Origin of the sequence: Flavobacterium notoginsengisoli (assembly GCF_014207905.1) — a bacterium.
GTDB lineage: Bacteria > Bacteroidota > Bacteroidia > Flavobacteriales > Flavobacteriaceae > Flavobacterium > Flavobacterium notoginsengisoli_A.
In genome coordinates this window covers 1-25,408 of the sequence record NZ_JACHLB010000002.1, presented here as the reverse complement: position 1 = coordinate 25,408, position 25,408 = coordinate 1, and the positions used below count along the sequence as shown (strand labels likewise).

Genomic DNA, 25,408 nt, shown 5'->3' with positions numbered 1-25,408 from the left:
AGTTGTTGACTGCGACTGAAAACTGCGACTGAAAACTTTTAAATATTCCCTTTAATCATTCTGTCGTTATCGTAAATATCTTTTCGAAGTTCTACATTATTGAAATTCATATTTTCAAGCAATTCGATCATTTCTTTACCAAGATATTGATTGATTTCAAAATATAATTTTCCTTTTCCGAAAAGGGCTTTTTTTGCCAGTGAAGCAATTTTTCTGTAAAAAATCAACGCATCATTATCTTCTACAAAAAGTGCCAAGTGAGGTTCGTAATTCAAGACATTTTTCTTGATTTCTACTTTTTCTAAATTTCGAACATAAGGCGGATTCGAAACAATAATATCAAACTGGCATCGTAATTCTTCTTCTTTCAGAATATCCAGCAATACAAAAGTTACATCGACGTTATTTCGAACAGCGTTTCTTTTAGCAGTTTCAATTGCTTTTTTAGAAACATCAATAGCAACAACTTCTGCATTTGGAAGATTCTTCGCCAAAGAAATAGCAATACAGCCGCTTCCGGTTCCAATATCTAAAATTTTTATTTTCTTGGATTTTTCTGGACTTGCATTCTCGTTAATAATCCATTCTACCAATTCTTCCGTTTCAGGTCTTGGAATTAAGACATTTTCATTTACTTCAAAATCCAATCCATAAAAATGTGTTTTTCCAAGTAAATACTGGATCGGAACTTCATTTTTAAGATGATTTACAAGTTCATCCCACATAATAAAGTCGTTTTCCTCAAAAGTTAATTCATGATTTAACGCTAAATCAATCTGGCGAAGTTTGTGCCGATCTTCTAAAATCAAATAAAAAAAACTTTCCGCTTCGTACGCATCGTAAAAAGGCGATAATTCTTTGATAAATTGAGTGCGGTATTGTTTAATCTTCATTTTAATTTTCTGAATATTATTCCATCAGCAAAAAGCTGTTTTAATCTTTCCATAAGTCTTACCCATTAAGATTTGTTACAAACTTTAACTATAAAACTTTCAACATCCACACGGGACAAGAACTATGCCCAGTTGATCCTAACGGAGCGTCTAAATATTCAAAACCCGATTTTTTATACAGCTTTTGGGCAGCGTGCATAAATGGCATCGTTTCTATATAACATTTTTCAAAACCAAATTCTCTAGCTTGCTTCAAGCAAATTTCCATCATTTGAGTTCCAATTCCTAAACCTCTTGTTTGGGGCAAAAAATACATTTTTTGTAATTCGCAGATTTTCGGATCTCCATTTTCTAGAGATGCAATTCCAGCGCATCCTACTATTTCACCATCATTTTCAACAACAAAATATGCTGATTTCGGTTTACCATATTCTTCAAACATCAAATCCAAATAAGGATCTTCGTAAGCAGTTCCAACTTTCGGAATTTCCATTTCGTCAAAAACTGATTGTATTAAACTCGCTATAGCTTGATTGTCTTCTTTTTTAATTTTTCTGATAATCCAGTTTTTCATTTTTTCTTTACCATCTTTATCTTTACAAAAATAAAAATACTTTTCTGATAGTATCATAACTATTTGGATTGTTTCACAACTTAAGCCTAAACATTAGACAAAAAAATCAAAAATAATTACTTTTGCACTGTGAATATACATGAAAAATACATAAAACGCTGTATCGAACTAGCACAGAATGGGCTCGGAAACACGTATCCGAATCCAATGGTTGGAAGCGTAATTGTTTACGAAAATCAGATTATTGGCGAAGGCTGGCATAAAAAAGCAGGAGAACCTCATGCAGAAGTTAATGCGGTTCGTTCTGTAAAAGACAAATCATTACTAAAAAAAGCTACTATTTATGTAAGCTTAGAACCTTGCAGTCATTTTGGAAAAACACCTCCGTGTTGTGATTTGATCATTGCTAATGAAATTCCGAATGTTGTTGTCGGAACGGTTGACCCTAACGAAAAAGTAGCAGGAAAAGGGATTCTAAAACTAATTGAAGCTGGTGCAAATGTTACTGTCGGCGTTTTGGAAAATGAATGCAACGAACTGAATAAGCGCTTCTTTACCTTTCATCAGAAAAAGAGACCTTATATCATTTTGAAATGGGCCGAAAGTCAAGACGGCTTTTTATCTCCTGAAAAAGTTATTGATCAAGATCGAAAGCCAATTTGGATTACAAATCAATATTCTAGACAATTGGTTCATAAATGGAGAACAGAAGAACAAGCCATTTTAGTTGGCACACAAACTGTTGCAGATGATAATCCGAAATTGAATGCGAGAGATTGGAGCGGAAATGATCCTGTTCGAGTAATTATAGATCGAAACAACAGAATTGACAAAAATAGTTTCGTTCTTGATGATTCTGTTAAAACTATTATTTTTTCGAATGGAAATTTAAAATCATCCACCGAAAACACAACCTTTGAAGCAATTGATTTTAACCAAAATATCATTCCTCAGATTTTAGATGTTTTATATCAAAATCAAATTCAATCCATAATAATTGAAGGCGGAAGACAAACAATTCAATCTTTTATAGATGAAAATTTTTGGGACGAAGCTCGTATTTTTATCGGAAAAACAAGTTTTCAATCTGGAACAAAAGCCCCAATTATTTCAAGAAAAAACATTATAAAAACCAACATTTCAAGCGACGAATTAATACAATTTAGAAATTATGATTGATGCAATAATTTTTGACTTTGGAGATATTTTTATCAATTTAGATAAACCTGCGACAATTTCTGGTTTACAAAAATTAGGAATGACAGAATGGAATACTGAATTGGATCAATTAAATCTTTCTTTTGAAACAGGATCAATTTCACCAGAAGATTTTATTGGAGGCTTCAAAAAACAGCTCCCAAACGCTTCTGAAGAAGAAATTTTAAAAGCTTGGAATGCTATTTTGGCCGATTTTCCATTTTACCGTTTAGAATTCCTTCAAGAATTAGCTAAAAAATACCGTTTGTTTTTACTAAGCAATACCGATTCTATTCACATCAACACTTTTGAACAGAAAAGTGGCGTTTCTTTCTACAAAGATTTTTACAATTGTTTTGAAAAAGTATATTTTTCATTTGATATCGGAATGAGAAAACCAGATCCAAAAATTTATGAATTTGTTCTTGAAGAAAATAATCTGATTGCTGAAAACACTTTATTTGTTGATGACAAAAAAGAAAATACAGATAGTGCTGCCGCTTTAGGAATAAAAGTTTGGAATCTTCAAGTTGGAAAAGAAGATGTAATTGATCTTTATAAAAAAAATATACTTTAAGAATACTGCTTTTGGAAATTAATGATACTTATCAAACTATTGCAACTGCATCTGAAGAAATACTGTTTAAGGAAAAAGGCAGTAAATTCTTTGGCTATGCATTTCCGATAGATCATGAAGATGAAGTAAAACCAATTATAGAAGACCTTAAAAAACTGCATCCTCATGCTGTGCATTATTGTTATGCCTATCAGTTGGGAGTTGGAAACAAAATTTCTTATCGCGCCAATGATGATGGCGAACCCAGCAATACAGCAGGCGCACCAATCTACGGACAAATACAATCTTTTGGATTAACGAACGTTCTTGTTGTAGTCGTTCGAATTTTTGGAGGAGTAAAATTAGGTGTGGGCGGTTTAATTTCGGCTTATCGAACAACCGCTCAATTGACACTAGATGTTTGTGAAATTGTCGAAAAAACAATAGATGTTGAATATTTAATTTCTTTTGACTACAAAAATATGAATAAAGTAATGCGCGTTATCAAAGAAAAAAAACTAGAAATAACATCTCAGGAAATGGAAATGGATGAAATTTCAGGCTTACCAATTGGTAAAATCACGATAAAAACGCGAAAAAAAAATGCCGAAACAGTGTTCAGCATTTTTGATTTAATGTTCGAAATTGATATTAAATTAATATAAATTAACATCAAAATCTTATTCATTTTAACAATTATTCAAGCGATTTAAATATTTCCAAAATATAATCTGGAGGGGCAGTTGGACGACCTGTTTTTAACGCTACAAATACTAAAATAAACGTCGCAGTTGTTAATAACTCATTTGCCTCATTATAGATTGCACAGTCGAATTCAATCTTAACAGATGAATGACTTTTGAAAGTGGTATGAATTGTTAAAAGTTCGTCATATCTCGCCGACTTTTTGTAATTTATATTCATATTTACAATCGGAAGTCCAATTCCGCTTTCTTCCATGCTTTTATACGAAACTCCTTTATTTCTAAGCCATTCCACGCGTCCAATTTCAAAATAAGGCACATAATTTCCGTGATAAACGACTCCCATTTGGTCTGTTTCGGAGTAACGAACTCGCACTTGAGTCTGGTGATTTTTCATTGATAAAATATTAAAAAAATTCGAATTTAAAAAGCCTTATTACAACTTTTTTTTATAAAATTAGATACCAAAATATTTTTTTTTACAGAAATTTGTTCACATATTTGTTATCCCGAAATACGGAATAAAATTGCTCTTAATTTATTAAGAGAATCTTTATAACAATAATAAAAAATTTATCTGAATCTATGACTAAAACTGCTCAATCGGTATGGGAAAACTGTTTGTCCTTTATAAAGGATAATATTCAAGACCAAGCATATAAAACTTGGTTTGAACCAATCAAATCAGTTGAGCTAACCGATAACGCGTTATATATTCAAGTTCCAAGTAAATTTTTCTACGAATGGCTCGAAGAGCATTACGTAAAATTGTTGAAAGTTGCGCTAACCAAAGAACTGGGAAAAAACGCAAAGTTACTCTATAAAATTAAAATGGAGAACACTTATGGAAATAAACAGCCGTTTACCGAGCAGCTGCCAAGTTCTAATAGAGTTCCGATGAAACCTCAAGAAGTTGATGCTCCATTTAAAAACTTAAATCCTGAATTAAAAAATCCTTTTGTAATTCCTGGAATTAGAAATTTAAAAATTGAGTCTCAGTTAAATCCGAACTACAGTTTTGATAATTTCTTAGAAGGAGATTCTAACCGTTTGGCTCGTTCTGCGGGTATGGCTGTTGCTAACAAACCAGGAGGAACTTCATTTAATCCGTTATTGATTTTTGGAGGAGTTGGTTTAGGTAAAACACACTTAGCGCATGCTATAGGCGTAGAAGTAAAAGATAAATATCCTGAAAAAACGGTTTTATATATTTCTGCTGAGATTTTCACACAACAATATATTGATTCGGTAAAAAAGAATAATCGTAATGATTTCATTCACTTTTACCAATTAATTGATGTTTTAATTATTGACGACGTTCAATTTTTATCTGGAAAATCTGGAACTCAGGATGTATTCTTCCATATTTTCAACTATTTGCACCAAAACGGAAAACAAGTAATCTTAACTTCAGACAAAGCTCCTGTAGATATGCAGGATATTGAACAAAGATTATTATCTCGTTTTAAATGGGGATTGTCTGCAGAATTGCATCAGCCTGATTACGAAACTCGTATTTCGATCTTAAAAAACATCTTATATCGTGACGGTGTAGAAATGCCAGAAGATATTTTAGAATATGTAGCTCGTAACATTAAAACCAATGTTAGAGAACTTGAAGGCGCTATTATTTCGTTAATTGCTCAATCTTCTTTCAATAAAAAAGAGGTTACAATTGAATTGGCAAAAAGCGTTGTAGAGAAATTTGTTAAAAACGTAAAGAGAGAAATCTCAATCGATTATATCCAAAAAATCGTTTCAGACTATTTCCAATTGGACATCGAAACGCTTCAATCTAAAACTCGAAAGAGGCACGTGGTTCAGGCAAGACAATTGGCTATGTTTTTTGCAAAGAAATTTACAAAAGCTTCTTTAGCTAATATTGGTTCGCAAATTGGAGATCGCGATCACGCTACTGTTCTTCATGCTTGCAAAACGGTTGACAATTTAGTTTCTACGGACAAACAATTTAAAAAATTTGTTGAAGACATCAATAAAAAACTAACGCTTTAATACATCTCATGCCTGTAAAAATCTTAATGGTTTGTTTAGGAAATATCTGTAGATCTCCTTTAGCAGAAGGAATTTTAGCTTCTAAATTACCTAAAGACAAATTCTTTGTAGATTCTGCAGGAACAGGTTCTTGGCATGTTGGCCATTGTCCTGACAAACGTTCGATTGAAGTAGCTCGAAAAAACGGCATCGACATTAGCAAACAAAAAGGCAGACAAATCAAAGTTGCCGATTTTGACGAATTTGACTACATCTATGTCATGGACAATTCCAATTTTAATGATGTAAATCATCTTGCTCAAACTCCTGAACACAAGCAAAAAGTTCATTTAATTTTGAACGAATTATTTCCAGACGAAAATGTCGACGTTCCAGACCCTTACTTCGGAGCATCAAACGGATTTACCAACGTATACCAAATGTTGGACGAAGTAACCGATTTGATAGCAGAAAAACTAATCAAAAAACACGCATAATACAATTCAATTATTTCAGTATATGAAATGATTGAATTTTTTAATTTTAAATACTTCCACACATGAAACTTCTCGGAAAATTATATTTAATTCCTACTACAATGGGCGAAAGCGATCCGATGGATGTTTTACCGCAAACTGTTAGAAGAACCATAGAAGTTATTGACCATTATATTGTTGAGAATGATAAAACGGCTAGAAAATCGATAAAAGCAGTTTATCCAGAAAAAAAACAATCAGAATTGATTCTCTTTACTTTAAATAAAAGAACTGAAACGCACGAGCATTTAGAATTCATAAAACCTTTATTGGAAGGAAAAAATATGGGTTTAATGAGTGAAGCAGGATGTCCGGGCGTTGCTGATCCTGGTGCTGTAATTGTAAAACTGGCGCACGAAAGAGGAATTCAGGTTGTGCCTTTGGTCGGACCTTCTTCTATCTTATTGGCTATGATGGCTTCTGGAATGAATGGTCAGAGCTTTACTTTCAATGGTTATTTACCAATTGATAAAGACGAGAAGAAATCGGCAATTCGTCATTTCGAGAAATTATCTTACGATAAAAATCAATCGCAATTATTCATTGAAACACCATACAGAAATAATAAACTGATTGAAGATCTTTTACAGATTTTAAGTCCTGCAACTCATCTTTGCATTGCTACAGATATTACTTTGCCAACAGAATTTATTAAAACTTTAAAAGTAGCTGATTGGAAAAAATTAAAAATAGACATTGACAAACGTCCAACTATTTTTATTATTCATAAAATGTAAACCTACTATCTAAATGCATATGAAAAAGTTAACAATTCTAATCTTAATTTGTTTCGCACAAACAATTTGCGCACAGACTTCCAAAACAACAACCACAAAACCAGCCATAAATAAAGAATCTCAAAATGTAGATAAAAATAAAGTCTACAATATAGATGCTGTAAATGTAAAACCTGAATTTGAGGGAGGGTTAAAGAAATTTCAAAAATTTATCAGCAATAACACAAGGTATCCAGACGAAGAACTTCAGGTAAAAGGAACAGTTGAAGTAAATTATATAGTAGAAAAAGACGGTACATTAAGCAACATAAATGTTACCAAAGATATTGGTTACGATACAGGAGCAGAAGCAATTCGTGTTTTGAAAAAATCTCCAAAATGGATCCCAGGAACGCATAACCACAGACTTGTTAGAGTACTATATTATTTATCGATACCTATACCTCCAAATAATCCAAACTAAATTTCTGTTTTTTAATTCCAAAAAAAACGCTCAATACACTTTTTTTTAGGTTAGCATGTTTCAAAATTTAATGATAAAACGTTTTTTTTTTAATGACGACAAAAATGACAACTGGGTTTAATATTCATATCTCATAATCATGAAAAAGTTTTTAATTCTGATTTTAATTTGTCTTTCTCAAAGTGTGTTTTCTCAATCTAAAAAAAACCAGATAACTCCAGATAACTTAAAAGACAATTTAGAAAATTACAAAAGTGAAGAAGTTATTATTGATGAAAATCATGTCTACAATACTGCCGGACTAGAAATTCTTCCTTCTTTTCCCGGAGGAAAAGATGCGTTAGATCGTTTTATTAAAGAAAATTACAAAAACCCAAAAGATAAAACGCTTAAAGGAAACGTATATCTGACTTTTATAATAGAAAAAGATGGTTCATTAACTGACATTAAAGTATTAAGAGATATTGGTTTCGGAACTGGATCTGAAGCTATTAGAGTCTTAAAAACATCTCCTAAATGGATTCCTGGAAAACAAAACAACATTGTGGTTAGAACTTTGTATTCATTACCAATTTCTATAAATAATTTCTTAAAGTAATTATTCAATAAAATTTGTCTTAAATTGTACTCACAAGTTCTACTAACCAAACTTTATCATGAGCAAACTACCAAACGTAACCACAAGCATTTTCACGATAATGTCAAAAATGGCAGTAGAATACAATGCTATAAATCTTTCGCAAGGATTTCCAAACTTTCCTGTTGATGAAAGATTAACCGATATTGTTTCAAGATTAGCAAAGGAAAACGTTCACCAATATACTCCAATGGCAGGCTATCCTCCGTTGATGAACAAAATTGCAAAACTAACTCAGGATTCTTATAACAGAATAATAAATCCTGATACAGAACTTTTGGTTACTGCTGGAGCAACTCAGGGAATTTTTACTACAATTCTAGCTTTAGTCAAAGAAAATGACGAAGTAATTATTCTCGATCCGAGTTACGATTCTTATGAATCTCCTGTTTTATTATGTAAAGCCAAACCTGTTCGAGTTGCCTTAAACGATGATTATACTCCAAATTGGGAAAGAATTGAAAAAGCTTGTTCGGCCAAAACCAGAATGATGATCATCAATAATCCGCATAATCCGACGGGGAAAATTTTAACTGAAAACGATTTTATTCAGTTAAAAAATCTTCTTGAAAAATATCCTGACATTATTATATTGTCTGACGAAGTTTATGAATACATCACTTTTGAAGAAAAACACATTTCGGCACACACCAAAAGTTTTCTTTTAGACCGCTGCGTAACCGTTTCCTCTTTCGGAAAATCATTTCATATTACAGGCTGGAAAATTGGCTATACCATTGCACCTGAATATTTAATGAAAGAAATCAAAAAAGTACATCAATTTTTAGTTTTCAGTGTAAACAGTATTTCACAATTTGCTATCAGCGAATATTTAGATGTTGTTAATGTAAATCTACTTGGGAAATTCTATCAAGAAAAACGAGATTATTTCCAGAAACTGCTTCAAAACAGCCGATTTGAATTAAAACCATGCGAAGGAACTTATTTTCAAGTTGCGTCTTATGCAGCTATTTCAGATGAAGACGATGTGACTTTCTGCAAAAACTTAATTATTAATCATGGCGTTGCAGCTATTCCGATTTCTACTTTTTATTCGGATCATAAAGACCAGAAATTAATCCGTTTTTGTTTTGCGAAAGATGACTTTACTTTAGAGTCCGCAGCAAAAAAAATATGTCAAATATAAAATTTTTTGAAATTTTATAACAATATTATGCGTGCATCCTATTTTATTTAATTAATATTGCAAAAAAAGAAAAAGTATGAGCTATACAGATAAAATGTTGCGTGATGATGCTTTAAAAGGCAAAGTCATTGTCGTTACAGGCGGCGGAAGCGGTTTAGGCAAAGCCATGACCAAATATTTTCTCGAATTAGGAGCTCAAGTAGCGATAACTTCTAGAGATTTAGAAAAGTTAAAAACTACAGCTGCTGAACTGGAAAGCCAGACTGGAGGCAAATGTCTTCCTTTGCAATGTGACGTTCGTCATTACGAAGAGGTTGAAAATATGCTTCAAGAAACTTTGAAAGTTTTTGGCAAAGTTGACGTTCTTTTAAACAATGCGGCAGGAAATTTTATTTCGCCGACAGAAAGATTATCTGCAAATGCATTTGACACTGTTATTGATATCGTATTAAAAGGTTCTAAAAACTGTACACTTGCTTTTGGAAAACACTGGATTGATACCAAACAAACTTCGGCAACGATTTTAAATATAGTAACAACTTATGCCTGGACAGGATCTGCTTATGTAGTTCCTAGCGCAACGGCAAAAGCTGGAGTTCTAGCCATGACAAGAAGCCTTGCTGTAGAATGGGCCAAATATGGAATCCGTTCTAATGCAATTGCACCAGGACCATTCCCTACAAAAGGAGCTTGGGACAGATTATTGCCAGGAGATCTTTCAGAAAAATTCGACATGGCTAAAAAAGTGCCATTAAAAAGAGTTGGAGACCACCAAGAATTAGCAAATTTAGCAGCTTATCTAGTTTCTGATTTTTCATCTTACATCAACGGAGATGTAATTACGATTGATGGTGGTGAATGGCTAAAAGGCGCAGGACAATTCAACTTATTAGAAGCAATTCCAGAAGAACTTTGGGATCAGCTTGAAATGATGATAAAAGCAAAAAAGAATAAATAATTACAAGTGCTTACTAAATTCAGAATATTTTTTAAAACTATACTGATTGCACGAAATCCCGAAGGTTTACTTTCGGGATTTTTTTATGCTTTTTAACCATATAAGTGATATAAGTTCAATGAAGTAAAAAAATGTTTAAAAATCTGATTGCTTAAATTTACTTACATTACTTATATGGTTAAATTACATTACATGTTTAGCAATTCAGTTAAATTATTATTTTTGCGTAACAAATATCAAATAAAAATTTTATGCTCATTATCGGACTTGCAGGAGGAACAGGAAGTGGAAAAACTACAGTAGTACACCAAATTATGAATGAATTACCAGATACAGAAGTTGGAGTAATTTCTCAAGATTCATACTACAAACAAACCGATAATTTATCGTTTGACGAAAGAGCATTAATCAATTTCGATCACCCACGTGCAATTGATTTTGAATTATTGGTAAAACATTTAAAAGCTCTTAAAGCTGGAGAAACAATCGATCAGCCTGTTTATTCTTTTATTCAGCATAACAGAACCGATGATACCGTTTCAACTCATCCAAGAAAAGTAATGATTGTGGAAGGAATTTTAATTTTAACAAATCCGGAATTACGCGATATGTTTGACATCAAAATTTTCGTTCACGCAGATTCAGATGAAAGATTAATTCGTCGTTTAAAAAGAGATATTTCAGAACGCGGACGTGACATCGATGAAGTTTTAAACCGTTACCAAACAACTTTAAAACCTATGCACGAGCAATTTATCGAACCATCTAAGGCTTTTGCTGATATCATTATCCCAAATGACAAATACAATACAGTAGCAATTGATGTCGTTCGTGCCGTAATTAATCAGCGAATTTCATAATTTTTATTGTAAATTTAAACCATAAAATCATAAGCATCCCGACCAATGTCGGGGTTGCTTTCTATAACGTCTAAAAAAACAATTCAAAAGAAATTATCTTTTATGAAATTTAAAAATCCATACAAAGACAAAAAATGGTTCAAATACCTAGGCAACAAATACGTTTGGGTTTTACTTTTTTTTATTGTTTGGATGTTATTTTTAGACAATTACTCTTATTTTGATCATCGTTTCTTAGATGAACAAATAAATGAACTTCAGGATAATAAAAAATATTATCAGGAAGAAATCAAAAAAGATCAGGAGCAAATTAAATTGCTTAAAAATCCGGAACAAATTGAGAAATACGCCCGCGAAAAGTATTTCATGAAAAAAGACAGCGAAGATATCTATATCATTCAATTTGAAGGAGACACAATTCAAGAAAAAGAATAATCAATAAAAATACAATGGCCACTAACCTATTCGACGATTTTAATCCGATTTCATCCAAACAATGGAAACAAAAAATTCAGTTTGAATTAGATGGAGCCGATTATAACCAGACTGTTATATGGAATTCTCCAGAAGACATTCAGGTAAAACCATTTTATCATAGTGACGAATTTTCTAAAGCTGCCACTGTAAACACTAAAGCTGCTGATTTTAAAATCTGCCAGAATATCTTTGTTTTTGATGTTGATAAATCTATTGAAAGAGCTTTAAACACTTTAGAAAGAGGTGCAGAAAGCCTTCGTTTTACAATCCAAAATGATAAAATCGATGTTCAAAAACTATTGGAAAATCTTCCTTTAGAAAACAAAACCGTTTACTTTAATTTCAATTTTATCTCAATCGATTTCGTTAAAAAATTAGATACGATTTCGATTCAGAAAAAAGCCATTTTTTACTGTAATTTTGATCCAATCGGAAAATTGGCTCGTGAAGGAAATTGGTTTACAACTTCAGAAAAAAATAATTTTGAAACTTTAGCTTTACTTTTTAAAAATACCACAAATTTAAATCTGCTGAGTGTCGATTTAGGTTTATATCAAAATTCGGGCGCCAATATTACACAGCAAATTGCATATAGTCTAGCACATACAAACGAATATTTGAATCGTTTTTCGAATCAGACAAAATCTATAGTTTTTCAAATTTCGGTTGGAAGCAATTATTTCTTTGAAATTGCCAAACTTCGTGCGCTTAGAATGTTGTTTGATTTAATTGCGGGAGAATATAATTCCGATATCAAATGTCATTTTTTGGTGACGCCAACCAAACGAAATAAGACAATTTACGATTATAATGTCAACATGCTTCGAACTACAACCGAATGCATGTCGGCAATTTTAGGAGGAGCAGATGCAATTGCCAATTTACCTTACGATGCTTTATATCATAAAGACAATGAGTTTGGAGATCGAATAGCTCGAAACCAGCTTTTGATTTTAAAACATGAAAGTTATTTTGACAAAGTAAACAATCCAGCTGATGGAAGTTATTATATCGAAAGTTTGACGATGCAACTGGCTGAAAAAAGTTTGAATTTATTTAAGGAAATTGAAGCCAATGGAGGTTTCCTAAAACTTTTAAATGAAGGCACGATCAAAAAGAAAATACAGGAAAGCGCCAATAAAGAACAAGAACTCTTTGATTCGAAAAAAGAAGTTCTTTTAGGCACAAATAAATATCCAAACAAAGAAGACCGAATGAAACATGATTTAGAATTGTTTCCTTTTGTAAAAATCAAACCAAGAAAAACATTAATTACACCAATTATCGAAAAAAGATTGGCAGAGAAAATGGAGCAAGAGCGATTAGAACTTGAATAATCTGGAACGTAATTAATTACAAATTCAAATAAAGTGTCTCGATGATAAGAAAAGACCTTAAACATATAAAGTTAGATGTAAAAAGTGAAACGTCAGATAAACTGACGCATAACTCAGAACCTTTAACTCAAAACTTCACGACAGCCGAAGGAATCGAAATCAAAAGAAACTATTCTGAAAAGGATATAGAAGAGCTAGAATTTCTTGATTTTGGAGCTGGTTTTGCACCGAATTTACGTGGTCCGTATGCAACAATGTATGTAAGACGTCCGTGGACAATTCGTCAGTATGCAGGATTTTCTACAGCGGAAGAAAGTAATGCTTTTTACAGAAAGAATTTAGCAGCAGGTCAAAAGGGACTTTCAATTGCGTTTGATTTACCAACGCATCGTGGTTATGATTCTGATCATGAAAGAGTTGTTGGTGATGTTGGAAAAGCAGGAGTTGCAATCGATTCTGTTGAAGATATGAAAATACTTTTCGATCAGATTCCGCTTGATGAAATGTCGGTATCCATGACTATGAATGGAGCCGTTTTACCAATTATGGCTTTTTATATTGTTGCTGCCGAAGAGCAAGGCGTTTCTCCACAAAAATTAGCAGGAACAATTCAGAACGATATTCTGAAAGAGTTTATGGTTAGAAATACTTATATCTACCCGCCAACTCCTTCGATGAAAATAATTGCTGATATTTTTGAATTTACAAGCAAAAAAATGCCAAAATTCAACTCGATATCTATTTCTGGATATCATATGCAGGAAGCTGGAGCAACAGCAGATATTGAGTTAGCTTATACTTTAGCAGATGGTTTAGAATATATTAGAACTGGATTATCAACAGGGATGACTATTGATGAGTTTGCTCCTCGCCTATCTTTCTTTTGGGCAATTGGCATGAATCATTTTATGGAAATTGCTAAAATGAGAGCGGGACGAATGATTTGGGCAAAATTACTAACACAGTTCAATCCAAAAAGTGATAAATCTTTAGCTTTAAGAACACATTGCCAAACCAGCGGATGGAGTTTAACCGAACAAGATCCTTTTAATAATGTAGCCAGAACTTGTATAGAAGCCACTGCAGCTGTTTTTGGGGGAACACAATCACTTCATACCAATGCATTAGACGAAGCTATTGCACTTCCAACAGATTTCTCTGCGAGAATTGCCAGAAATACTCAAATATTTCTTCAGGAAGAAACTAAAATCACTAAAACCGTAGATCCTTGGGCGGGAAGTTATTATGTAGAAAGTCTGACAAATGAAATCGTTGACAAAACCTGGAAACTAATTGAAGAAGTTGAAGAATTAGGCGGAATGACCAAAGCAATTGAAGCTGGAATTCCAAAACTTCGAATTGAAGAAGCTGCAGCAAGAAAACAGGCAAGAATTGACAGCGGGCAAGATATTATTGTTGGAGTAAACAAATATCGTTTAGAAAAAGAAGATCCGTTAGATATTTTAGATGTAGATAATCAATCGGTTCGAAGACAGCAAATAGAACGTCTGGAAGAAATAAAAAGAACACGAGATACTGAAAAAGTAAATCATTCACTGGAAAAATTAATCCTTTGTGCGCAAACGGGAGAAGGCAACTTACTAGAAATTGCAATTGATGCCGCTAGAAATAGAGCAACACTTGGTGAAATAAGTAATGCATTAGAAACTGTTTTTGGCCGTTTTAAAGCACAAATTAAATCTTTTAGCGGTGTGTATAGTGCAGCAATAAAAAATGACGAAAATTTTGAAAAAGCAAAGCAACTAGCTGATGTTTTTGCTAAACAAGAAGGAAGACGTCCTAGAATTATGATTGCAAAAATGGGACAAGACGGTCACGATCGCGGCGCAAAAGTCGTTGCAACAGGTTATGCCGATGTTGGGTTTGATGTGGATATTGGGCCTTTATTTCAAACTCCTGCAGAAGCAGCAAAGCAAGCAGTTGAAAATGATGTGCATATTTTAGGTGTTTCGTCTTTAGCCGCGGGTCACAAAACATTAGTGCCACAAGTAATAGAAGAACTAAAAAAACATGGAAGAGAAGATATAATGGTAATTGTTGGCGGAGTAATTCCGTCTCAGGACTATCAATTCTTATTTGATGCAGGAGCTTCTGCGGTTTTTGGTCCTGGAACTAAAATTAGCGAAGCTGCTATAAAAATCTTAGAAGCTTTAATAGATTAAGTTTTCAGTCTCAGTCTCGGTTTTCGGTTGTTAGCGCGATAGATAAGATGAAAAAAAAATTAAAGATTGCACATTAAATTTACGACTCATTAAATAGAAAAAAGGTTATTTCATAAATGTGAAATAACCTTTTTTAATTTAGTCGTTTACTGTTGCGTTATAATCTGCCTCGATAAAAGAAAGATCATAACCTGCAAAATCTTTCATATAGCTTTTTAAGGAAGTTCCGAAAGCATCTCTAAAATGTCTGCTTCCTTTGTTTTTAAAAAAGTTCTTTACAGAACCTGCACCACCTAAATGCGCTGCAGCTAAAATTCCAGATTCGGTAATTTCGATACCATTGATAATTTTACCGTTGTACTTTGCGATTTCGTAACGTAAAATCCATTTGTTTTTGGCTAATAAAGCCATAAAAGCTTTTTCTTGTAGAGCAGGATCTTTTAAAAAGGCTTGATTATCATTAATTCCGATTGCTCTTAAAGCTTTAGAACCAAATTGATATTTACCCATGTATCCAAGAGAATTGATTAATCTGTATTTCCCTTGTGATTCTTTAAAAGCTACAGCTTCTTTAAATCCTATAAGACGATTTCCTGTGTATGGGACGTTGCTGATTTTTGGATAATCCTCTTTTTCTTTTGATGGAAAAATGTATTCTGTTCCATCTGTTTTTTCAATTAAAAACCAAGGTTTGGTTTCTTTTTCTGAGGGAATAAATCCCAAACTTAAAAATGTAATAATAACGACTAAACTCGCATAAAAATACCATTTCTTTATCATAAATTGTTTTTCTTCAAAAAGCTGTCACCCTCTTGAAATTTCTACGGTGCAAAGATAAGACATTTTCAAAATATGCTATAAACCAACATTTTAACATTTTCAAAGAAAAACTAAGATTCGCTTTCATCCCAGTTATACTAATGGATTCCGAAAGATTTTAATAACGTTTTTTTAACCTTAAAAATTGAAAATCTGGTTCAAAAAAAATCCAATTTTATATAAATTTTAAGCAAATTCATTAAAAAAGAAAGAAATAACTCACATTGAAACTGTCTTTTTTATGTCAATTTTGAAAATGAGTTTTTGAATTTTATAAAATTTGAAATGAAAAAAAGTTTAAATTTTAAAAACTTTTCATTCAAAAAAAGCCAAAATAATAATTCGATAAATTTTAGCTCAAAAATAGTTTCTTGTAAAAATTAGACATAAAAAAAACCGAAGTAAAATTGACTTCGGTTTTTAAATATTTTCGGACTGAAAATTTATCTTGTCACACCTTGACTAGCAATCCAATCAGAATATTTTTTTGCATTTACATTATGCTCCGCTAAAGTTGCTGCAAATTCGTGATATCCAAAACGATCTACACTAGCACAGAAATAGATATAATCGTTCTTTTCAGGATTTAAAACCGCTTCTAATGCAGTAATATCAGGCATTGCAATTGGTCCTGGAGGAAGTCCTTTGTTTACATAAGTATTGTATGGAGATCTCATAACCAAATCATTATAAAAAACTCTTTTTATAACTTGATCAAAATTATTATCTCTAAGCTTTAATGCATAAATTACAGTTGGATCTGCTTGCAAAGGCATTTCTAAACGCAATCGGTTTAAATAAACACCCGCAATACGAGGTCTTTCGTCTTTCTTCACTGATTCTTTATGAACAATTGAAGCTAATATTGTAGCTTGAACAGGAGTTAATCCTTGTGCTTTTGCTTTAGCAATTCTTTCTTCTGTCCAGAAATTGTGATATTCTTTTATCATTTTATCACGGAATTTCTCCGCAGAAGTATTCCAATAGATTTCATAAGTATTTGGAATGAACATTGCAAAAACGTTGTCTTCATTAAATCCGTTTGCGGCTAAGAATGTAGAATCTTTTATGGCTTTCACTAAAGACAAACTGTCAGCTTCGATTTCTGAACCAATTCTTCCTGCAAAGTTTTCTAAACGTTCTTGATTATTAAATACCAACTTAACTGGAACATTTGAACGCATTGCTCTCACCAAATCGATATTATTCATATCTTTTTTTAGAAGAAATCGACCTGATTTTACATTCTCTGGATAATCTCTTTTTTCAGCGACTAATTCAAAATTGTCAAAGTTTTTTACATAGGGAGCTAATATCTTTTTTACATCTGAATAGTTAGCGCCAGTTGGAACATAGACGTATAATTCTTTTTCCTCAAATTTAGTATTAGAACTAAAAATTTTACTGATTAAAATAAAACCATAAATCAATAAAACTGAAATTATGGCCACTGCACTTATTGTGATTATTTTCTTTAGACTCAAAGCTTAAAATTTAAATTTGTTTATTAATTAATTGATAAAGAGCTTCATCTTGATAGTGGTTTTGAAGCAAAATCCAATCTTTTTTTATTCCGATTTTCTCAAAACCAAATTTAGTAAAAAGTGCGATACTTGCTACATTTTCTACTCCTATATTTGCGTATAATTGATGAAGATTTAAATTGTAAAATGCATATTTTATCAAAAGCTCTAAAGCCTCAGAACCAATATTTTGACCTTTATTTTCCTCTTTTTGAATTACAATTCCAATTCCTGCCCTATTATTTCTAGGATCAAAATCAAATAAATCGATCAATCCAAGCGCAGGAAAATCTTCGTCTTGACAGATTGCCAAACGAAGTTGTTTTGCTTCATAAATATCCTGATGAGCATTTTCTAAATACTGTTTAATCAGAAAACGACTGTAAGGCGTTTGTGTATTACTAACTTCCCAAATATTCTGATCATTTTCAATAGCATAAATAAACTCTAAATCCTGAGGTTCAAGAGCTCTTAAATAAATTGATTCTCCTTTTAATGTTATCATTTACAATATTTATATTTTTCCTTATTCAAAAATGAAATTTACAAGTAAATAGTCTTTTTATTTTCTTTCAAAATACAATCAATAAAGAGGTATTTGAATAAATTAAAAACAACAATATTCTTAAATTATTACAAACAACGTCATTAATTATAAAACTCTAGCTACATTTTACATATTTTGAAACACAAAAATACGAACTATTAATTAAGGAAATGTTAATCATTGTTAAAGAGCGTTAAACCATTTTTACAAATAATTTTTTGAAGTAATTTTACGTTAAATAAAACATGAACATAAATTCTAATAACTTAATTACATATTTTAATATGAAAAGATTTTCAGCCTTATTTTTAGTGTCATTATTAAGTGGTGCTATTACTCTTGGTGCTTACAAGTTATTATTTGAAAGCAACAATTCTTTTTTTGGAAAAGGAAATTCTGTTGTAACTCTTGCCCCAAACTCTTATGGAAAAAATGTTGGTTTAGGAGCTGAAACAGTCGATTTTACCGAAGCCGCAGACAAAACAATCCACACTGTTGTTCACGTTAAGAACGTTTCCCGAAGAACTGTAAGCAACCCAATGCTTGAGTTTTTCTATGGATATGGAGGCCAGCAACAACAAGAACAAGTAGGAACTGGTTCTGGAGTAATTATTTCTGAAGATGGGTATATTGTTACTAATAATCACGTGATTAAAGATGCTACAGAAATTGAAATTACTTTAAACAATAAAAAATCATACAAGGCAAAACTTATTGGAACAGATTCTAAAATGGATATTGCATTGTTAAAAATCAATGCTGACGAAAAACTTCCTTACACTGCTTTTGCAAACTCCGACAGTGTAAAAGTGGGAGAATGGGTTTTAGCGGTTGGTAATCCATATAATTTAACTTCAACTGTTACTGCCGGAATTGTTTCAGCTAAAGCCAGAAATTTAGATCAAAGTGGCATTCAGTCATTCATTCAAACTGACGCAGCTGTAAACCCAGGTAATAGCGGTGGAGCGTTAGTAAATGCTAGAGGAGAATTAATTGGTATTAATACTATGATTTCTTCTATGACAGGTTCTTATGTTGGTTATTCTTTTGCGGTTCCATCTAATATCGCCAGAAAAATTATCGAAGACATAATGGAGTATGGAAATGTACAGAGAGGAATTTTAGGAGTTGAAGGAGGAGAATTGAACGCAACTGCTTCTAAAGAATTAGGCGTAACAGAAACACAAGGTTTTTACATCAATAGAGTTTCTAAAAATTCTGGCGCAGAAAAAGCTGGTTTAGGCAAAGGTGATATCATCATAAAGTTGGATGACCAGAATATTTCTACTTATGCTGATTTATCAGGTTATATCAATACAAAACGTCCAAATGATGTGGTAAAAGTAACTTATATTAAAGATGGAAAAACGAAAACAGTTCCAGTTACTTTAAGTAAAAATGAGTTTTACAGCGCCGAATTCAAAGGAATCGAATTAGAAAATATAGATGCTGCGGATAAGAAAAAATTCAGAATTGATTATGGTGTAAAAATCAAGAATATCACGAATGAGAATTTGATGCAATACCAAAATGAATTACAAGGAAATATTATTCTTAGCATTGATAATGTAAAAGCTACAAATGTTGAAACTGTTTCAAAACTATTGAGCAAAAAAGATGAAGGACAAAGTGTTCGAATCGAAATGATCAATAGAAACGGAGAAGTTTTTAGAATAATTATTTAAGCCAATAGATTTAGTCACAGTTTTCAGTCACAGTTTTCAGCTTTAAAGACTGAATACTGTGACTGCTACTGAAAACTTATAAAAAAGCCATCTTAAGAAATTTAAGGTGGCTTTTTCATTTTTAAAAATAAATGCTAAAATAGTTTACGAAATCGATTGAAATAGATACTTTTGCGCCAAATTATAAAATAAGTGAGTGTTTTATTATTTCAATTAATCCATTATGAACAACAAATCTTTGTACCAAAAAGAGGTATCATTACAAGTCGACCGAAGAAGAGCTGGTGTCGAATTAATCAAAATTATTAGTGATTTATGGTATGATAAATCGATAGAAATGGTTTTATTTAAAAACCAGCTATTAGATAAAAATGTCAGCGATATTATCAACCTTCATCAATATGCCGGCGAATTTGTTGGCAAACCAATCACAATTTTTGACTCTGTTGAAATCGCAAAAGTGGTTTTATCTTTAGATCTTCCGCCTGCGAAAATTGATCTTGGTAAATTAACCTACGAATATGGTTTAGAAGACGAAAAATATCCCGATGCAAGATATTTTGTTATCGAAAAATTAAAAAAGGCAAAATCATCAAAAGAAATTCACCCAAAAGATGTCATCCTTTATGGTTTTGGAAGAATTGGACGATTATTAGCAAGAGAGCTAATGTCGAAAACCGGAAAAGGAAACCAACTGCGTCTTCGAGCTATCGTGACGCGCGATAAAAATGACGCAACTACTCTAGAGAAACGAGCTTCTCTTTTGCGTTACGATTCCATTCATGGTGATTTTCACGGATCGGTAATTGCTGATCCAAAAAACAATGCTTTAATTATAAATGGAACCACAGTTCATATAATTACAGCAAATTCTCCAGAGGAAATAGATTATACTCAATATGAAATTAATGATGCTTTACTAATTGATAATACTGGTGCCTACACAACTGAAGAAGCTTTAAAAAGGCATTTGAAATCTAATGGGGTCGAAAAAGTTCTATTAACAGCTCCAGGTAAAGGCGTTCCAAATATAGTTTATGGAGTAAATCAGAACGATTACAATCCAGATGAAATTGACATTTTTTCTGCCGCATCTTGTACAACAAATGCGATCACACCAGTTTTAAAAGTAATCGAAGATACTTTAGGAGTTACTAAAGGACATTTAGAAACCATTCATTCTTATACTAATGACCAAAATTTGGTCGATAATATGCATAAAAAATACCGTCGCGGAAGAGCGGCAGCTCTAAATATGGTCATTACGGAAACAGGTGCCGGAAGTGCTGTTGCAAAAGCACTGCCATCATTAGAAGGAAAATTAACCTCTAATGCTATTCGTGTTCCAGTTCCAAATGGATCATTAGTTGTTTTAAACTTAGACGTAAAAAAAGCGACATCTATCGCTGGAATTAATAAAATCATGAAGAAATATGCTCTTGAAGGCGAATTAGTAGAGCAAATAAAATATTCTTTAAACAACGAACTTGTATCATCTGACATTGTGGGAACTTCTGCCCCAGCAATTTATGACAGTAATGCAACAATTGTCTCTAAAGACGGCAAAAACATTGTACTCTACATATGGTACGATAATGAATATGGTTATAGCCATCAAGTAATTCGTTTAGCAAAATATATTGCCAAGGTAAGACGTTATACTTATTATTAATTCAACCAAACTAACTACTATTTAAAAACCATCAAGACTTCTTGGTGGTTTTTTTTATAGATTTAAATTGGCAAAACCGTAGTACTTTTAACTTCGGAAATTACAAAAACGGTATTGATTAAAGAAACCTCAGGCAAAACAGATAATTTCTTTTGATGAAAATGATGATAGCTTTCCATATCAGGAATTATAATTTTAAGCATATAATCAAAATTCCCTGAAACATAATTACACTCCACAACCTCTGGCAGATTTAGAATCGACTGATTAAATCCTTCCGAGGTATCATAAGTCTGTTTAGTTAAGGTGACCTGACAATAAACTGTTAGATTATTGCCCAATTTTTTCTTATCCAAAAGAGTGACATATTTTTCTATAATTCCATCTTTTTCAAGACGTTTCACTCTATCATGAACAGGAGTCAGTGACAAATTTATTTTGTTTGCAATATCCTTTAAAGTATAATGCGCATCTTCTTGCAAAAGACGTAAGATTTTCTTGTCAATTTCATCTAAAGCCATAACGAAAACGTTTTATTAAAATGATCAAATTCAGTCTTTTTTTCTTTTTGAAGAATATTTCTTGACTTCAAAAAGAAAATTTTTCTGTAAAAGTAAAAAATAAAATAATATTTTCTTATTTATCAAGCATTAAACCATAATTTCTTCTCTATCTGTAGATTTGTAAAAACAATTTCAATAAAACAAAAAAATATAACAAAATGATAATAGGTGTTCCAAAGGAAATTAAAAATAATGAAAACAGAGTTGCATTAACTCCTGCTGGTGTATCAGAAATGAAAAAACACGGCCATACTGTTTATGTTCAAGCGACTGCTGGTTTAGGAAGTGGTTTTGCTGACGAAGAATATACTGAAGCTGGCGCAGTAGTTTTACCAACTATTGAAGATGTTTATGCAATTGCAGAAATGATTATCAAAGTAAAAGAGCCAATTGCTTCTGAATACCCACTAATCAAAAAAGATCAATTATTATTCACTTACTTCCACTTTGCATCTTCTGAAGAATTAACACATGCAATGTTAGAAAAAGGAGCTGTTTGTTTAGCTTACGAAACAGTTGAAAAAACAGATAGAAGCTTACCATTGTTGGTTCCAATGTCTGAAGTTGCAGGTCGTATGGCAATTCAGCAAGGAGCAAAATACCTTGAAAAACCATTGAAAGGAAGAGGTATTCTTTTAGGTGGTGTTCCAGGTGTTCCACCAGCAAAAGTATTAGTATTAGGAGGAGGAATCGTAGGAACGCAAGCTGCAAAAATGGCTGCAGGTTTAGGAGCTCAGGTAACAATTATGGATTTAAGCTTACCTCGTTTACGTCAATTAGATGACATTATGCCTGCAAACGTAAACACAGAGATGTCTAACCACTACAACATTACAAGAGCTATCAAAGAAGCTGACTTAATTGTTGGAGCAGTTTTAATTCCAGGAGCAAAAGCACCTCACTTAATTACACGTGATATGCTTAAATTAATGCGTCCAGGTACTGTTGTTGTTGACGTAGCTGTAGACCAAGGAGGATGTATCGAAACTTGTACTCCTACAACACACGAAAATCCAACTTTTATTATCGATGATATTGTTCACTATTGTGTAGCTAATATGCCTGGAGCTGTTCCTTACACTTCTACTTTAGCTTTAACAAACGCAACTTTACCATACGCTGTACAATTAGCGAATAAAGGATGGGAAAAAGCATGTGCAGAAAATGAAGAATTGAAAAAAGGATTAAATGTAGCTAACGGAAAAATCCTTTACAAAGGAGTTGCTGAAGCTTGGAATCTTCCTTTTAACGAAGAAATAGTATTAGCAAACGCATAGTGCTACTACTCAAATAAGTGCTTACAGTCACTATTAAAAAGGCTTTCTTAACTGAAAAGCCTTTTTTTTTGTTACATAAAAAAAACCTGTCTAAAAGAAGACAGGTTTAATTTTATTTTTTCTGATCCAAAACCTCAGTCATTACTTTAGCTTCAGTTCCATTAGGAAAAGTAACTTTAATTTTTTGAGCTATTGTTGGTGCAATCTCGGTAATCGCTTTTTTATCATACGATTCACCTTTTTTAATGTGCCATCCATAAAAAATAGCAGGAACATGTGTATCATAGCTGTAAATTGTTCCGTGTGAAGTTCCTGTAGTTGAATATTCGATATCACCAGGTTTATCAACAATTACTAAATCTCCATTTTGGGTAACATCATATCCTTTAGCAACGAAATTTAAAGAATAATCATTTCCTGCATTAGCCAAAATTTCTTCTTCTGTATATACCTTTTTTACTTGTGGCTGTGAAATTAGAAATTCTTTAAAAGCTTGTTTTACTTTAGTCAATTCTAAACCTTTGTCTTTTATGATCTGTTTATTAAAAAAAACATTAAAGTTTGAATAATTCTGAATTAAATCAACTCCAAAAGTTTTTGTCGAAAAATCCTGTAAACTTTTCTTAACTTCTTTTGAAGGATAATTATCTACATTATATTTACGATCTTTCAAATAAATTACATTTTCCGCTCCAGCATGATCAGCTGTTAAGAAAAGTAAATAATTGCCTTTTCCAACCGTTTTGTCTAAATAATTTAAAAAGTCAGCAATTGTTTCGTCTAATCTCAAATAAGTATCCTGTAATTCCATAGATCTTGGACCAAGTAAATGACCTACATAATCTGTAGAAGAAAAACTTACCGTTAAGAAATCAGTAATATTATCTTTACCTAGCTCTTCCTTTTCAATTGCTCTCTTAGCAAACTCAGCTAAAAGATCATTTCCAAAAGGAGTTGCACGAATTACACCAGCATCATTTTTCTCATACATTGATTTTAAATCGTACGGAAAAACTGGAGCAGCACTTCCATACAATTTACCCTCATAAGGATTATTATCTGGAAGGCTTTCATTATAAACAGAAGCAGGTCTAGACAAATCCCAACCTTTATTAATGTATTTTAAGTATTTTTTTTCGTTATTGAATTCAGACACCCATTGAGGTAATTTTTCACCGTAAAAAGTACTCGAAATAAACGTTCCTGTTTTACTGTACCAAAAAGCCCAATTAGCAAAATGTCCAGCAGGTAAAATTGCGCCACGATCTTTCAAACTCATTCCGATAACTTTTCCGTTAAAGTTTGTAGCCATACGAACTTCATCTGTTATTGTAGTACTTTGAAGATTTTTAGGAGACATTGCCCCTTCTTCGGCAGTACCATCTCCTACCGTTTTTACACCTGCATCGTCTGTACAGTACATCTCTTTACCTAGAGTTCTACTGAACCATTCGTTGCCTACAATTCCATGGGTAGCAGGAGTAGTACCAGTATAAATTGAAGCATGCCCCGGTGCTGTATAAGTTGGCATATAATTATAATGCATGTTTTGAAAAACAAAACCATCATTCATCAATCTTTTAAAACCATTTGGAGAGAAATCATCTGAAAAACGATATAAATATTCCATTTTCATTTGATCGACAACTATACCTACAACTAATTTGGGACGTTGTTGCGCACTTAAACTTGTAATAATAAAAAGTGCAAGCAGTAAAATACTTTTCTTCATGTTTAATAAATAATTTAAACACAAAAATACTCATTCAAATTCGAAAATTCTAAAGTATTGATACCTAAGACAGACAATTCACTATAATTTAACAAAAATTGAACGTAGCAAATCTGAAAGTAATTGCAGAAAATGTTTCCGTCAAAGTAGATTCGACTATAAGCTAAATCCACGTGTTCTCTGCACTAAAAGCAAAAAGGGTACAAAACAAAAAATCCCCATCAAATAAATGATGAGGATTCCAAAAAGAAAGGCGACGACATACTCTCCCACATAACTGCAGTACCATCTGCGCAGGCGGGCTTAACTTCTCTGTTCGGGATGGGAAGAGGTGAGCCC

The 25,408-nt window shown here is 32.3% G+C and carries 25 protein-coding genes and 1 rRNA gene; 17 read left to right on the top strand and 9 right to left on the bottom strand.

What is annotated here, in order from left to right; genetic code table 11:
* Positions 1-38: 38 nt before the first annotated feature.
* Entirely contained in the window at positions 39-908 is an 870-nt protein-coding gene (gene prmC / locus HNP35_RS06975; RefSeq protein WP_317618009.1) for a peptide chain release factor N(5)-glutamine methyltransferase, read from the bottom strand.
* A 73-nt stretch (positions 909-981) separates the two neighbouring features.
* Complete coding sequence (locus HNP35_RS06970; RefSeq protein WP_184161196.1) at positions 982-1,467, bottom strand: GNAT family N-acetyltransferase; 486 nt, start codon at positions 1,465-1,467, stop codon at positions 982-984.
* A gap of 129 nt (positions 1,468-1,596) precedes the next feature.
* Here HNP35_RS06970 and ribD point away from each other — a divergent pair, with 129 nt between their 5' ends.
* From ribD to HNP35_RS06955, 3 genes are read left to right on the top strand one after another with little or no spacing between them, the layout of a single operon-like run.
* Positions 1,597-2,646: a bifunctional diaminohydroxyphosphoribosylaminopyrimidine deaminase/5-amino-6-(5-phosphoribosylamino)uracil reductase RibD gene (gene ribD / locus HNP35_RS06965; protein WP_184159780.1), complete on the top strand. Its 1,050-nt coding sequence runs from the start codon at positions 1,597-1,599 to the stop codon at positions 2,644-2,646.
* Positions 2,639-3,241: an HAD family hydrolase gene (locus tag HNP35_RS06960; RefSeq protein WP_184159778.1), complete on the top strand. Its 603-nt coding sequence runs from the start codon at positions 2,639-2,641 to the stop codon at positions 3,239-3,241. Before ribD ends, HNP35_RS06960 begins: the two co-directional genes overlap by 8 nt.
* 11 nt (positions 3,242-3,252) lie before the next feature.
* Positions 3,253-3,885 (top strand): IMPACT family protein, encoded by a 633-nt coding sequence (locus HNP35_RS06955; protein WP_184159776.1) that lies wholly within the window; start codon positions 3,253-3,255, stop codon positions 3,883-3,885.
* A gap of 31 nt (positions 3,886-3,916) precedes the next feature.
* Here the strand turns inward: HNP35_RS06955 and HNP35_RS06950 are convergent, their stop codons facing one another.
* Positions 3,917-4,321: an acyl-CoA thioesterase gene (locus tag HNP35_RS06950; RefSeq protein WP_111289216.1), complete on the bottom strand. Its 405-nt coding sequence runs from the start codon at positions 4,319-4,321 to the stop codon at positions 3,917-3,919.
* 188 nt (positions 4,322-4,509) lie between these two features.
* Between HNP35_RS06950 and dnaA the strand changes: the two genes are divergently transcribed.
* The 11 genes from dnaA to scpA all read left to right on the top strand — a co-directional run bounded on the left by dnaA (position 4,510) and on the right by scpA (position 15,251).
* Entirely contained in the window at positions 4,510-5,937 is a 1,428-nt protein-coding gene (gene dnaA, locus HNP35_RS06945; RefSeq protein WP_057116951.1) for a chromosomal replication initiator protein DnaA, read from the top strand.
* An 8-nt stretch (positions 5,938-5,945) separates the two neighbouring features.
* Positions 5,946-6,413: a low molecular weight protein-tyrosine-phosphatase gene (locus HNP35_RS06940; RefSeq protein WP_184159774.1), complete on the top strand. Its 468-nt coding sequence runs from the start codon at positions 5,946-5,948 to the stop codon at positions 6,411-6,413.
* A 62-nt stretch (positions 6,414-6,475) separates the two neighbouring features.
* Positions 6,476-7,189 carry an SAM-dependent methyltransferase gene (locus HNP35_RS06935; RefSeq protein WP_184159772.1) on the top strand — a complete coding sequence of 238 codons (714 nt, stop codon included), beginning with the start codon at positions 6,476-6,478 and terminating at the stop codon, positions 7,187-7,189.
* Between the two features lie 19 nt (positions 7,190-7,208).
* Entirely contained in the window at positions 7,209-7,652 is a 444-nt protein-coding gene (locus HNP35_RS06930; protein ID WP_184159770.1) for an energy transducer TonB, read from the top strand.
* Positions 7,653-7,791: 139 nt separating this feature from the next.
* Positions 7,792-8,250 (top strand): energy transducer TonB, encoded by a 459-nt coding sequence (locus HNP35_RS06925; RefSeq protein ID WP_184159768.1) that lies wholly within the window; start codon positions 7,792-7,794, stop codon positions 8,248-8,250.
* 58 nt (positions 8,251-8,308) lie between these two features.
* Positions 8,309-9,436, top strand: a complete 1,128-nt coding sequence (locus tag HNP35_RS06920; protein WP_184159766.1) for a methionine aminotransferase — start codon at positions 8,309-8,311, stop codon at positions 9,434-9,436.
* 76 nt (positions 9,437-9,512) lie between these two features.
* Positions 9,513-10,394, top strand: coding sequence for an SDR family oxidoreductase (locus HNP35_RS06915; RefSeq protein WP_008467969.1), 882 nt, complete (start codon positions 9,513-9,515; stop codon positions 10,392-10,394).
* 251 nt (positions 10,395-10,645) lie between these two features.
* Positions 10,646-11,254, top strand: coding sequence for a uridine kinase (gene udk, locus HNP35_RS06910; protein WP_008467967.1), 609 nt, complete (start codon positions 10,646-10,648; stop codon positions 11,252-11,254).
* Between the two features lie 102 nt (positions 11,255-11,356).
* Entirely contained in the window at positions 11,357-11,689 is a 333-nt protein-coding gene (locus tag HNP35_RS06905) for an FtsB family cell division protein (protein ID WP_184159764.1), read from the top strand.
* A 14-nt stretch (positions 11,690-11,703) separates the two neighbouring features.
* Entirely contained in the window at positions 11,704-13,068 is a 1,365-nt protein-coding gene (locus tag HNP35_RS06900; protein ID WP_184159762.1) for a methylmalonyl-CoA mutase subunit beta, read from the top strand.
* Positions 13,069-13,109: 41 nt separating this feature from the next.
* On the top strand, positions 13,110-15,251 hold the full coding sequence (scpA, locus tag HNP35_RS06895; RefSeq protein WP_184159760.1) for a methylmalonyl-CoA mutase: 2,142 nt from the start codon (positions 13,110-13,112) through the stop codon (positions 15,249-15,251).
* A 138-nt stretch (positions 15,252-15,389) separates the two neighbouring features.
* On the opposite strand, the gene HNP35_RS06890 is transcribed toward scpA, so the two are convergent.
* The 3 genes from HNP35_RS06890 to HNP35_RS06880 form a co-directional block, all read right to left on the bottom strand.
* The gene (locus HNP35_RS06890) at positions 15,390-16,031 is read right to left on the bottom strand and encodes a peptidoglycan-binding protein LysM (RefSeq protein ID WP_184159759.1); all 642 of its coding nucleotides are present in this window, start codon (positions 16,029-16,031) and stop codon (positions 15,390-15,392) included.
* A gap of 482 nt (positions 16,032-16,513) precedes the next feature.
* The gene (gene mltG / locus HNP35_RS06885) at positions 16,514-17,554 is read right to left on the bottom strand and encodes an endolytic transglycosylase MltG (protein ID WP_184159757.1); all 1,041 of its coding nucleotides are present in this window, start codon (positions 17,552-17,554) and stop codon (positions 16,514-16,516) included.
* Between the two features lie 10 nt (positions 17,555-17,564).
* Positions 17,565-18,098: a GNAT family N-acetyltransferase gene (locus HNP35_RS06880; protein ID WP_184159755.1), complete on the bottom strand. Its 534-nt coding sequence runs from the start codon at positions 18,096-18,098 to the stop codon at positions 17,565-17,567.
* 326 nt (positions 18,099-18,424) lie between these two features.
* Here HNP35_RS06880 and HNP35_RS06875 point away from each other — a divergent pair, with 326 nt between their 5' ends.
* Complete coding sequence (locus HNP35_RS06875; protein ID WP_184159753.1) at positions 18,425-19,825, top strand: trypsin-like peptidase domain-containing protein; 1,401 nt, start codon at positions 18,425-18,427, stop codon at positions 19,823-19,825.
* Positions 19,826-20,048: 223 nt separating this feature from the next.
* Positions 20,049-21,497 carry a glyceraldehyde-3-phosphate dehydrogenase gene (locus HNP35_RS06870; RefSeq protein ID WP_184159751.1) on the top strand — a complete coding sequence of 483 codons (1,449 nt, stop codon included), beginning with the start codon at positions 20,049-20,051 and terminating at the stop codon, positions 21,495-21,497.
* 62 nt (positions 21,498-21,559) lie between these two features.
* On the opposite strand, the gene HNP35_RS06865 is transcribed toward HNP35_RS06870, so the two are convergent.
* Complete coding sequence (locus HNP35_RS06865; protein ID WP_008467950.1) at positions 21,560-22,018, bottom strand: Lrp/AsnC family transcriptional regulator; 459 nt, start codon at positions 22,016-22,018, stop codon at positions 21,560-21,562.
* 200 nt (positions 22,019-22,218) lie between these two features.
* Here HNP35_RS06865 and ald point away from each other — a divergent pair, with 200 nt between their 5' ends.
* Positions 22,219-23,337, top strand: a complete 1,119-nt coding sequence (gene ald, locus HNP35_RS06860; RefSeq protein ID WP_184159749.1) for an alanine dehydrogenase — start codon at positions 22,219-22,221, stop codon at positions 23,335-23,337.
* Positions 23,338-23,449: 112 nt separating this feature from the next.
* On the opposite strand, the gene pafA is transcribed toward ald, so the two are convergent.
* Positions 23,450-25,069 carry an alkaline phosphatase PafA gene (gene pafA / locus HNP35_RS06855; RefSeq protein ID WP_184159747.1) on the bottom strand — a complete coding sequence of 540 codons (1,620 nt, stop codon included), beginning with the start codon at positions 25,067-25,069 and terminating at the stop codon, positions 23,450-23,452.
* A 248-nt stretch (positions 25,070-25,317) separates the two neighbouring features.
* Positions 25,318-25,408: ribosomal RNA gene (gene rrf / locus HNP35_RS06850) — 5S ribosomal RNA — on the bottom strand; the annotation flags it as partial.